The organism is Kyrpidia sp., from assembly GCF_023512215.1.
Lineage (GTDB): Bacteria > Bacillota > Bacilli > Kyrpidiales > Kyrpidiaceae > Kyrpidia > Kyrpidia spormannii.
Genome location: NZ_JAILZZ010000006.1, coordinates 90,950 through 101,076, shown reverse-complemented (window position 1 = coordinate 101,076; position 10,127 = coordinate 90,950). Strand labels below are relative to the sequence as shown.

Below are 10,127 nucleotides of genomic sequence, written 5' to 3'. Positions count from 1 at the left end.
GGAGGTTTGGCACCTCGATGTCGGCTCATCGCATCCTGGGGCTGAAGTCGGTCCCAAGGGTTGGGCTGTTCGCCCATGAAAGCGGTACGCGAGCTGGGTTCAGAACGTCGTGAGACAGTTCGGTCCCTATCTGCCGCGGGCGGAGGAAACTTGAGAGGGGCTGTCCTTAGTACGAGAGGACCGGGATGGACCGACCGCTGGTGTCCCAGTTGTGCCGCCAGGCGCACCGCTGGGTAGCCAAGTCGGGGAGGGAGAAGCGCTGAATGCATCTAAGCGCGAAGCCCGCCTCAAGATGAGGTTTCCCACACCGCAAGGTGGTAAGACCCCTTGGAGAAGACGAGGTAGATCGGTCCGGCGTGGAAGCGCCGCGAGGCGTGAAGCGGACGGATACGAATCGGTCGAGGCTTTCTCAAGCTGTGGTGGCTTTTCGGTTTTGAGGGAACGAGGGTCGGGTGACGAGAGCGGAGGGGAAACACCTGTCACCATTCCGAACACAGAAGTGAAGTCCTCCAGCGCCGATGGTACTTGGGCCGCAGGGCCCTGGGAGAGTAGGACGTTGCCGGGCGCGTTCCCGCAAGCCCCGCAGGATCTTTCCTGCGGGGCTTTCCTATATGCACGTCGTCCATCGAAATCGACTGCCATGGGCTCCCACTGTACACCGAGCTTCGATATGTTATAACAACCTATCGGACACAGATATTTAAAAATAAAGGGGGGTCAGTTGTATGAGAAGACTTGCTTTTGGACTTGGGGCCCTTGTGTTGGGTCTAACCCTGGCCGGTTGCGGTACAGGGTCGTCAACGTCTTCGAGCAGTGGTCAGAGTGGCCAAGCCCAGCCGGTCACATTGCACGTGGGGGCCGATACGACATTTCCGCCTTTTGAAACGGAGAAAAATGGCCAGGTTACCGGTTTTGATATCGATTTAATCAAAGCCATTGCGCAGAAGGAGAATATGCAAGTCGACCTGAAGACGATGGACTTCCAGGGGCTCATTCCCGCCCTACAGACCGGGGATATTGACGTGGCCGTCGCCGGTATCACCATTACGGACGACCGCAAGAAATCTGTGAATTTCTCGGATCCTTATTATCATTCCGGGCTATCTATCCTTGTGAAAAAGGATAATACCACAATTAACGGCCCCGACGATCTCACCGGGAAGACTGTTGCCGTAAAACTGGGTACCACCGCGGATCTGATGTTTAGCAAGAAACCCGGTGTCAATGTGAAACGGTTTACCAACATCAGCGACGCCTACAGTGAACTGCAGAATGGCGGGGCAGATGCTGTCGTGTTCGACAATCCCGTTAATCTGAACTATATCAGGACGGGTCACGATAACGTAAAGATCGTAGGCCCGCTGTTGACCGGTGAGGACTACGGGATTGCTGTGCGGAAGAACGCACCAGACCTGCTTCAGAAAATCAATGACGGTCTGAAACAGGTGATGGCCGACGGCACTTATGACAAACTGTATCAACAGTATTTTGGCGACGAACCCAATGGCAAGATTAAACACTGAGAGGTAAATCTTCACCTGGCATGGAATTGGCGGCCGTCAGGATCGCTCCGGCGGGTTCTGACGGCCGATTCATGTTCCCCAGGGGTTGGTTCCGCCGGCTAGAAGCTGTAAGGAGGGGAAACATGGAAGCTTGGCAATCGGTATTGCAGAATTCCTCCATGCTGATCCAGGGACTAGGTTATACCCTGGAGTACTCCTTGTACGCCGTGGTTCTCGGGACAGTTCTGGGCTTGATCTTCGCTCTTTTTCGTCTCTCGGGTAGTCGCATTCTTCGCGCCTTGGGTACGGTATACGTTGATATTTTCCGAGGCACTCCGCTCTTGGTCCAGATCTTTTTCATTTATTTCGGCTTGCCCCAGGTCCTCCCCCTCCACCAATGGTTTGGGGATTTTTACACGTTACTAGCCGGGGCTGCAGCGCTGGCGCTGAATGAAGGCGCTTATATCACCGAGATTATCCGGGCGGGCATATTATCCGTCGATAAAGGCCAGTGGGAGGCCGCGGAGAGCATTGGTATGACGTCGTACCAAAAAATGCGATATATCATTTTGCCCCAAGCGTTCAAACGAATGATTCCGCCCCTTGTCAACCAGTTTATTCAAACGATCAAAGACACGTCTCTGTTGTCGGTCATTTCCATCACGGAGCTCGTTCGAGCAGCACAAAGTGTCATCGTTACCACTTATTTTGCTCTACAGTTCTGGACGGCGGTGGCGGTGTTGTACCTTATAGTTATTCTCCTGCTGACCAAGCTTTCGCAGTATCTGGAGAGGAGGCTGCAGGTTGATCAGCGTTAAAAATCTTCGCAAACAGTTTGGCGACCACGTGGTTTTGCAGGACATTTCCGTGGAAGTGGCGGCTCAAGAGGTTGTGGTCATCATCGGACCATCGGGTTCAGGAAAAAGCACGTTCCTGCGCTGTCTCAATGGTCTAGAAAAACCCACCTCCGGCCACATTGTCATCGCTGGCCACGAGTTGACGGGCCATAAAGCGGACTTGATCGAGATTCGAAAACAAGTCGGCATGGTGTTCCAACGCTTTAACCTGTTTCATCATTTGAACGTTATGGATAACATCACCATTGGCCCGATCAAAGTTCTGGGGAAATCAAAGGCGGAGGCCACGGAATTAGCCGAGGAACTGCTTCGTAAGGTCGGTATTCCTGAAAAGGCTAACGCAATGCCGGACCAGTTGTCGGGCGGACAGCAACAGCGGGTGGCTATCGCCAGGGCTTTGGCCATGAAACCCAAGGTGATGCTGTTTGATGAGCCCACTTCCGCCCTCGATCCGGAAATGGTCGGGGAAGTCCTCGCCGTCATGAAAGACCTGGCCAGGGACGGTATGACCATGGTGGTGGTCACTCATGAGATGGGGTTTGCCAGGGAAGTGGGCGATCGAGTGTTATTCATGGATGGCGGTTATGTCGTGGAGGAAGGCACTCCGGCGGATGTGTTCGACCATCCTCAACAAGAGCGAACCCGGGCTTTTTTGTCCAAGGTTCTGTGACCAGTATTCCGACATCCGCGGGCTGGGGGTGTCTGCCAGCCCGGGAACCATTCTGGTGCGATTCCCAGTCGCGGCCACCTGTCACGTCCTTCCCTTTTTGAGGCCGTTTAAAAACAGATCCGCCATCTGATCCGCAATCTCTTCGGCGGTGTATTTTCCTTCTTCTTTAAACCATCGGTACACCCAGTTACACGACCCCAGGATGGTGAGGGCTGCAATGCGGCTGTCCTTTACGTAGAAAACTCCTGCCGCTACCCCTTCATCAATGATCTGGGTCCAGAGGTTCAGGTAGCGATCGGTTAGATCCCGAATGACCTCATTATGAGGTTCCCCGAGTGAAAAAGCTTCCCGGAGCAGTACTGTGGACATGGAAAGGTACTGGGTGATATACTGCATGTGCGTACGGATTCCCTGGCGGAAGCGCTCTTCCACAGGCAGGTCCGTGTCAATGATCTCCTCCAGCCTGCGCACGAATCCGCTGATGGCCTGGTGGGTGATCTTGAGCAGCAGTTCTTCTTTGCTCGCGATATAGTGGTAAAGACTGCCTTTTTGAAGTCCTACCGCATCGGCGATGTCCTGAACTGATGTAGCATGGTACCCCTTTTGTTCAAACAGCTGGATGGCCGCTGCAGCGATTTCTTCGTACTTATTCCCCGCCATGGTTGGATCTCCCCTACCAATCGTTCGTTTTGTCCCAGTGTACTCAAAAATTCCACTTCTTGCAAGGGGCATGAAGGCCGCTGATCGGACGGATATCTTGAAGTATACAACCCATACTAGAAAAGAAACAGGGTGGATAAAAAATTTTCGCCGCCCTCTTGCATCCTCCCCCAAGAAAAGGTTATAATGAGGCCGAAGGTCAAAGTTAGTCAAAGTCAAACGCCTCCATAGGGCGACTCTGAAGGGGGAGGGTCGATGCGTAATATCACAGATCTGATCGAGCAACATCTAAAATCGATCCTTCAACAGAGCCGTGATGGCGTCGTAGAGATCCAGCGAGGCGAACTCGCCGAACAGTTCAATTGCGTTCCTTCTCAGATTAACTATGTCATTAGCACACGGTTTACTGTGGAACGCGGTTACATTGTTGAATCCAAGCGAGGTGGAGGCGGCTATATCCGCATCCGAAAGTTGGAATTCGGCCAGGAACGGCCCATCCACGACGAGCTCATTCGCCTCATTGGCGAGGAAGTGACACAACGAGAGGCCCACGATATTATCGATCATCTGTTTGAAGATGGATTCGTGACCGAACGGGAGGTGCGCCTGTTGCACGCCGCCGTGTGCCGGGACGTGCTGCGGGGACCGATTCCCTATCGCGATCAATTGCGCGCCAGATTGCTTCGAGCGATGCTGGTGGAGCTTCTGAGAGGGTGAGGATCGTGATTTGTCAACAATGTGGCAAACGGCCTGCCACGGTGCACATGACGAAGATTGTAAACGGCCAGAAATCGGAACGACACCTATGCGAGATTTGTGCCAACGAATCGGGGGAGTTGCAGTTTGTCCCCGGGGCGTTTTCTTTTCCTAACCTACTCGGGAGCTTTTTTAGCGGGGAGGCGGCTCCTGGGGTTCCCCAGGTTCAGACCCTTCGTTGTCCGACTTGTGGCTTGACCTATCAGCAGTTCACCCAGGTGAGCCGTTTCGGTTGTCCAAACTGTTACCAGGCCTTTGATCCAGTCTTGGACCCAATGCTCCGCCGCATCCACGGCAGCACCACTCACACCGGCAAAGTTCCGCGCCGCGGGGGCGGGAAGTTGCGGGTGCGGCGGGAACTGGAGCATCTGAAGGAGCAGTTGCAGGAAAAGGTTCGCTTGGAACAATTCGAAGAAGCGGCTCGCCTACGGGATCAAATCCGGGCTCTCGAGCAACAGCTCGGCGGGTGAACCGAGGGGGGATGTGAGGTGTCATTGGAGGATTTTGTCCATCGGACATCCAGCTATTGGATGCGCGCCGACGGTCCAGAAGATGAGATGGTAATGAGCACAAGGGTCAGGCTGGCTCGGAATCTGGCTGACCTTCCCTTCCCCATGTTGGCCACCGAGGGACAGATGGATGAGGTTTTGGAGCGGGTGAACCGGGCCCTTCGCCATCCGTCGGTCCAGGACTTGGGTCACTTTGAGATGTTGCCGATGAATCGAGTTCATGAGTTAGACCGAGAGGTGTTGATGGAAAAACATTTGATCAGCCCGGACCTCGTGGAACACCCCAGGCGGAGTGCCGTAGTGCTTCGGGACGATGAAATCATCAGCATTATGGTGGGCGAAGAGGACCATTTGCGCATCCAATGCCTTTTCCCCGGGCTACAACTCAAACCTGCCTGGGACATGGCCAGTCGGGTGGATGATGCGCTGGAAGCGACGCTCGATTGGGCATATGATGAAAAAAGAGGATATCTGACTGCCTGCCCCACGAACGTCGGGACGGGAATGCGGGCCTCGGTGATGATGCATTTGCCCGCTCTGGTGATGACCGATCAGATTCGCCGGGTCCTTCATGCCATCTCCCAAGTGGGACTCGCTGTCCGGGGGATTTATGGGGAAGGGACGGAAGCAGTAGGAAATCTCTTTCAGGTGTCGAATCAAATTACTTTAGGACAGTCTGAAGAGGAGATCGTTCACAATCTGTACGGGGTAACCCGACAGCTGATCGAACATGAACGGCGGGCTAGGCAGTTGCTGCTAGAGCAAAACAGGCCCGAGTTAGAGGACCGCATCGGTCGGTCCTACGGCATCCTGCGGTACGCCAAGCGCCTCGATTCTAAAGAAACGATGCAACGATTGTCGGATGTCCGTTTGGGGATCGACCTCGGCATCATCACCGGGGTGCCTAAAGGAATTTTGAAAGAGCTGATGGTGTTAACCCGACCGGCCCTTCTGCAGACTTATGAAGGCCGGGAACTTTCTCCTCAAGAACGCGACGTGCACCGGGCGGCCTTGATTCGAGAGCGGCTGCGTGCGCTGTCCGCCTGAAGGGCGGTGTCACGACGTGATCTGGAGTGGAATTTGGACCCCGCATCATGCGGTTAGTTGGTATAGGACAGGACATACACAAGACGATGGGGGTGTTGACGAATGATGTTCGGACGTTTCACCGAGCGGGCACAAAAAGTATTGGCCCTGGCGCATGAAGAGGCGAGTCGCCTCGGGCATTCGGGAATTGGGACCGAACATATCCTCCTGGGTCTCGTCCGGGAAGGGGACGGAATCGCAGCAAAAGCCCTGATGAGTTTAGGGCTGAGCAGCGAGAAGATTCAGCGGGAAGTGGAGAAGATCATCGGTCGGGGCCCGGGGCAAGGAGCGGCCATGACCTATACTCCCCGGGCGAAGAAAGTGATTGAGCTCTCTATCGATGAGGCTCGGAAGCTGGGCCATAACTATGTGGGGACCGAGCATATTCTGCTGGGCTTGATTCGCGAGGGCGAGGGGGTGGCCGCCCGGGTGCTCAATAACCTCGGGGTGAGCCTTCCCAAAGCCCGGCAGCAAGTCATTCAGTTGCTCGGCGGGGATTCCGCGGAAACGAATCAGGAGAATCAGCAGTCTGCCAATACGCCGACCTTGGACAGCCTCGCCCGGGATTTGACCCAGATGGCGAGGGACGGCAAACTCGACCCGGTGATTGGGCGCAATAAGGAGATCGAGCGGGTCATTCAGGTACTGTCCCGGCGCACGAAGAACAATCCGGTGCTCATCGGCGAGCCGGGAGTCGGCAAAACGGCCATCGCCGAAGGTCTGGCCCAACGCATTGTCGCCAACGAGATTCCCGAGATACTCCGCAACAAGCGGGTTATGGTTCTGGACATGGGAACGGTGGTGGCCGGGACGAAGTACCGGGGGGAATTTGAAGATCGCCTGAAAAAGATCATGGATGAGATTCGCCAAGCTGGAAACGTGATCCTGTTTATTGATGAGCTGCACACCCTCATCGGCGCCGGTGGGGCGGAAGGGGCCATTGATGCGTCCAATATCTTGAAACCAGCTTTGGCCCGAGGCGAATTGCAATGTATCGGCGCCACGACACTGGATGAGTACCGAAAACACATTGAGAAAGATGCGGCCTTGGAACGGCGGTTCCAACCGATCATGGTGGATCAACCGACGCCGGAGGAAGCTATCCAGATTCTTCACGGTCTGCGAGATCGGTATGAAGCCCATCATCGGGTGAAGATCAGTGACGAGGCCCTTGAAGCAGCGGTGCGCCTGTCCGATCGGTATATCAGCGATCGTTACCTTCCGGACAAGGCCATTGATCTGATCGACGAAGCGGCCTCCAGGGTGCGGCTCCGGACCCATACGGCACCGCCGAATCTCAAAGAGCTCGAGGAGCAGCTGGAAGAGGTGCGCAAGGAGAAAGAAGCCGCGGTGCAGAGCCAGGAATTCGAAAAGGCGGCTGCCTTGCGGGATCGGGAACAACGGCTGCGGGAAGAACTCGAGAAACGGAAGCAAGAATGGCAACAAAAGCAAGCCTCCAAGGATTCAGTGGTCACCGAGGAGGATATCGCGGAGATCGTGTCCAGTTGGACCGGTATTCCCGTGAAGAAATTGGCCGAAGAGGAGTCCGAGCGGCTGTTGCACATGGAAGAGATCCTGCACAAGCGGGTGATCGGCCAGGATGAAGCGGTGGAAGCCGTGTCACGGGCGATTCGCCGGGCGAGGGCAGGGTTGAAAGATCCGAAACGGCCCATTGGTTCTTTTATCTTCCTTGGCCCCACCGGGGTCGGGAAAACGGAGCTGGCCCGGGCCCTGGCAGAAGCGATGTTTGGCGATGAGAATGCCGTCGTCCGCATCGACATGTCCGAGTATATGGAGCGCCACACGACTTCGCGGTTGATTGGGGCGCCTCCCGGTTACGTGGGATATGAAGAGGGTGGGCAACTCACCGAAAAGATCCGGCGCAAACCCTACTCGGTGGTTTTGTTGGATGAGATCGAAAAGGCACACCCCGAGGTGTTTAACATCCTGTTGCAGGTTTTGGACGATGGGCGTCTGACTGATGGCAAAGGGCGGACCGTGGATTTCCGAAACACGGTGATCATCATGACTTCCAACGTCGGGGCCCAGAGCATCCGGCGGGGTGGCCCCCTCGGATTCGCTGCCCGCTCGGAGGAAGAAGACGCCTATAAGGATATGAAAAATAAAGTGATGGAGGAATTGAAACGCCAGTTCCGGCCGGAGTTCCTCAATCGAATCGACGAAGTTATCGTCTTCCACGCCCTGACCCAGCAAGACATCATGCGCATTGTCGACCTCATGGTGGATGATCTGCGGAAGCGGTTGCGAGACCACGATATCGATTTTGAACTCACGGACGACGCCAAGGCATTCCTGGCAAAGGAAGGGTTCGATCCCACCTATGGGGCGCGGCCGCTCAAGCGGGCGATTCAGCGGCACATCGAAGATCGACTTTCGGAAGCGCTGCTGAACGGAACCATCGTGAAGGGCGACCGGGTCCGGATCGACTTCCAAGATGGCGCTTTGACCGTACGAAAACTTGAACCGTCGTCTGCGCCCACAGTCTGATGTCTGGCCGGGGGATCCCCGGTTGGGCCGGTCCCCGGTTCCGCCGCCGGACTGCGGGTCCAAAGGCCGTCCCTGGAGGGGTTTCCCCCTCGGGGGACGGCCTGTTTCTTCTCCTTGCTTTACATTGGGATAAAAACTGGCGATCAAATAAAAATGGGTATATATTAGAAAATGGATTTTTATGCATATAGAGAAAGGACGATATCCCGTGGCCAAGGTCAAAACCCGTTATGTCTGTCACGGGTGCGGATACCAAACGGTTAAGTTTTTTGGACGGTGCCCGGGATGCGGCGAGTGGGGCACTTTATTGGAAGAAGCCATTGAGGAACCGACCCCGGGGGGGAGGGGCTGGCTCCGCCCAGCCCACCGTTCGGATCCGGTACCCATTACCGAGGTCCCGGCGGCATGTGAAGAACGCTGGCCCACCGGGTTCGGGGAGTTGGACCGGGTGCTGGGAGGGGGTCTTGTTCCGGGATCCCTCGTCCTCATCGGCGGGGATCCGGGAATCGGAAAATCGACCCTTCTTTTGCAAGCATCGGCACAAATCGCTCAGGCCAGAGGGCCGGTGCTCTACGTCTCCGGCGAGGAGTCGAGCCGGCAAATCCATCTGCGGGCCAGGCGGCTGAAGGCGATGGAACCTTCCCTTCTGGTGTTGCCCGAAACGGACCTCAGCGCCGTGGAACGGGCGGTGGAGCGTATCGATCCCAGGTGTTTGGTCATTGACTCCATCCAGACGGTCCACGATCCCGATGTCTCTTCCGCTCCGGGGAGTGTAGCCCAGGTCCGGGAATGCACCGGGCGTTTGCTGCGCTTGGCGAAGGAACGGGAATTGGCTACGTTGATCGTCGGCCACGTGACCAAGGAAGGGGCGATTGCCGGACCTCGGTTACTCGAACACATGGTGGACGCCGTGGTGTATTTTGAAGGGGCGCGCCATCATACCTATCGGATTTTGCGGGCGGTCAAGAATCGATTTGGCTCCACAAACGAGATTGGGATTTTCGAAATGCGGGATGGCGGCCTGCGGGAGGTACATAATCCCTCAGAACTGTTTCTCCCGGATCGGCAAATCGCCTCGACGGGGTCTGCGGTGGTGGCTGGGCTGGAGGGCACGCGTCCGATCCTCGTGGAGATCCAGGCTCTGGTGGCAGACTCAGGCTATGCAGTGCCCCGCCGGACGGCGTCTGGGATCGATGTTCAACGGGTGGCGCTCATGCTGGCGGTGTTGGAGAAGCGATGCGGTCTGTATCTCAGAAACCAAGACACGTACGTCAACGTCGCTGGCGGGGTGCGTCTGGATGAACCCGCCGTGGACCTGGGATTGGCTGTTAGTTTGGCTTCCAGCTTTCGCGACCGACCGGTGTCGCCCCGAGATGTGTATATTGGTGAAGTTGGCCTGACCGGAGAGATCCGTACCGTATCCCGTATGGAACAGCGATTGGGAGAAGCGGTCAAACTCGGTTTTCAGCGCTGTATCGTTCCCGCCGGGAACGCCCGGGAACTGCACGGGCCACCGGGCATGGAGATCATCGCGGTGGAGACGGTGGAGGCGGCTTTTAAGGCCGCGTTTGAGGGGTGA

General features: G+C 56.1%; 9 protein-coding genes and 2 rRNA genes. 10 read left to right on the top strand and 1 reads right to left on the bottom strand.

What is annotated here, in order from left to right; genetic code table 11:
• From K6T64_RS04460 to K6T64_RS04440, 5 genes are all read left to right on the top strand, one after another.
• Nucleotides 1-413 (top strand): 23S ribosomal RNA (locus K6T64_RS04460); the annotation flags it as partial.
• 35 nt (nt 414-448) lie between these two features.
• Nucleotides 449-565, top strand: a 5S ribosomal RNA gene (rrf, locus tag K6T64_RS04455).
• Nucleotides 566-725: 160 nt separating this feature from the next.
• A complete protein-coding gene (locus K6T64_RS04450) occupies nt 726-1,523 on the top strand; it encodes a basic amino acid ABC transporter substrate-binding protein (RefSeq protein WP_100666519.1) in 798 nt (265 codons plus the stop codon).
• A gap of 122 nt (nt 1,524-1,645) precedes the next feature.
• The gene (locus tag K6T64_RS04445) at nt 1,646-2,320 is read left to right on the top strand and encodes an amino acid ABC transporter permease (protein ID WP_288008716.1); all 675 of its coding nucleotides are present in this window, start codon (nt 1,646-1,648) and stop codon (nt 2,318-2,320) included.
• Complete coding sequence (locus K6T64_RS04440; protein ID WP_288008714.1) at nt 2,307-3,029, top strand: amino acid ABC transporter ATP-binding protein; 723 nt, start codon at nt 2,307-2,309, stop codon at nt 3,027-3,029. Before K6T64_RS04445 ends, K6T64_RS04440 begins: the two co-directional genes overlap by 14 nt.
• Nucleotides 3,030-3,110: 81 nt before the next feature.
• Here the strand turns inward: K6T64_RS04440 and K6T64_RS04435 are convergent, their stop codons facing one another.
• Nucleotides 3,111-3,689, bottom strand: coding sequence for a TetR/AcrR family transcriptional regulator (locus tag K6T64_RS04435; RefSeq protein ID WP_170084647.1), 579 nt, complete (start codon nt 3,687-3,689; stop codon nt 3,111-3,113).
• Nucleotides 3,690-3,944: 255 nt separating this feature from the next.
• On the opposite strand from K6T64_RS04435, the gene K6T64_RS04430 reads away from it, so the two are divergent.
• The 5 genes from K6T64_RS04430 (at nt 3,945) to radA (ending at nt 10,127) form a co-directional block, all read left to right on the top strand.
• On the top strand, nt 3,945-4,406 hold the full coding sequence (locus K6T64_RS04430) for a CtsR family transcriptional regulator (RefSeq protein ID WP_100666523.1): 462 nt from the start codon (nt 3,945-3,947) through the stop codon (nt 4,404-4,406).
• A 5-nt stretch (nt 4,407-4,411) separates the two neighbouring features.
• A complete protein-coding gene (locus K6T64_RS04425; protein WP_170084649.1) occupies nt 4,412-4,915 on the top strand; it encodes a UvrB/UvrC motif-containing protein in 504 nt (167 codons plus the stop codon).
• Between the two features lie 18 nt (nt 4,916-4,933).
• Nucleotides 4,934-6,001 (top strand): protein arginine kinase, encoded by a 1,068-nt coding sequence (mcsB, locus tag K6T64_RS04420; RefSeq protein WP_288008712.1) that lies wholly within the window; start codon nt 4,934-4,936, stop codon nt 5,999-6,001.
• 102 nt (nt 6,002-6,103) lie between these two features.
• Entirely contained in the window at nt 6,104-8,548 is a 2,445-nt protein-coding gene (locus K6T64_RS04415) for an ATP-dependent Clp protease ATP-binding subunit (RefSeq protein ID WP_100666525.1), read from the top strand.
• 208 nt (nt 8,549-8,756) lie between these two features.
• Nucleotides 8,757-10,127 carry a DNA repair protein RadA gene (gene radA, locus K6T64_RS04410; protein ID WP_288008711.1) on the top strand — a complete coding sequence of 457 codons (1,371 nt, stop codon included), beginning with the start codon at nt 8,757-8,759 and terminating at the stop codon, nt 10,125-10,127.

Bases quoted from the DNA above. Each gene is read 5' to 3' on its own strand.
- K6T64_RS04450 (WP_100666519.1), top strand. From the start codon at position 726: ATGAGAAGACTTGCTTTTGGACTTGGGGCCCTTGTGTTGGGTCTAACC.
- K6T64_RS04445 (WP_288008716.1), top strand. From the start codon at position 1,646: ATGGAAGCTTGGCAATCGGTATTGCAGAATTCCTCCATGCTGATCCAG.
- K6T64_RS04435 (WP_170084647.1), bottom strand. From the start codon at position 3,689: ATGGCGGGGAATAAGTACGAAGAAATCGCTGCAGCGGCCATCCAGCTG.
- K6T64_RS04430 (WP_100666523.1), top strand. From the start codon at position 3,945: ATGCGTAATATCACAGATCTGATCGAGCAACATCTAAAATCGATCCTT.
- K6T64_RS04415 (WP_100666525.1), top strand. From the start codon at position 6,104: ATGATGTTCGGACGTTTCACCGAGCGGGCACAAAAAGTATTGGCCCTG.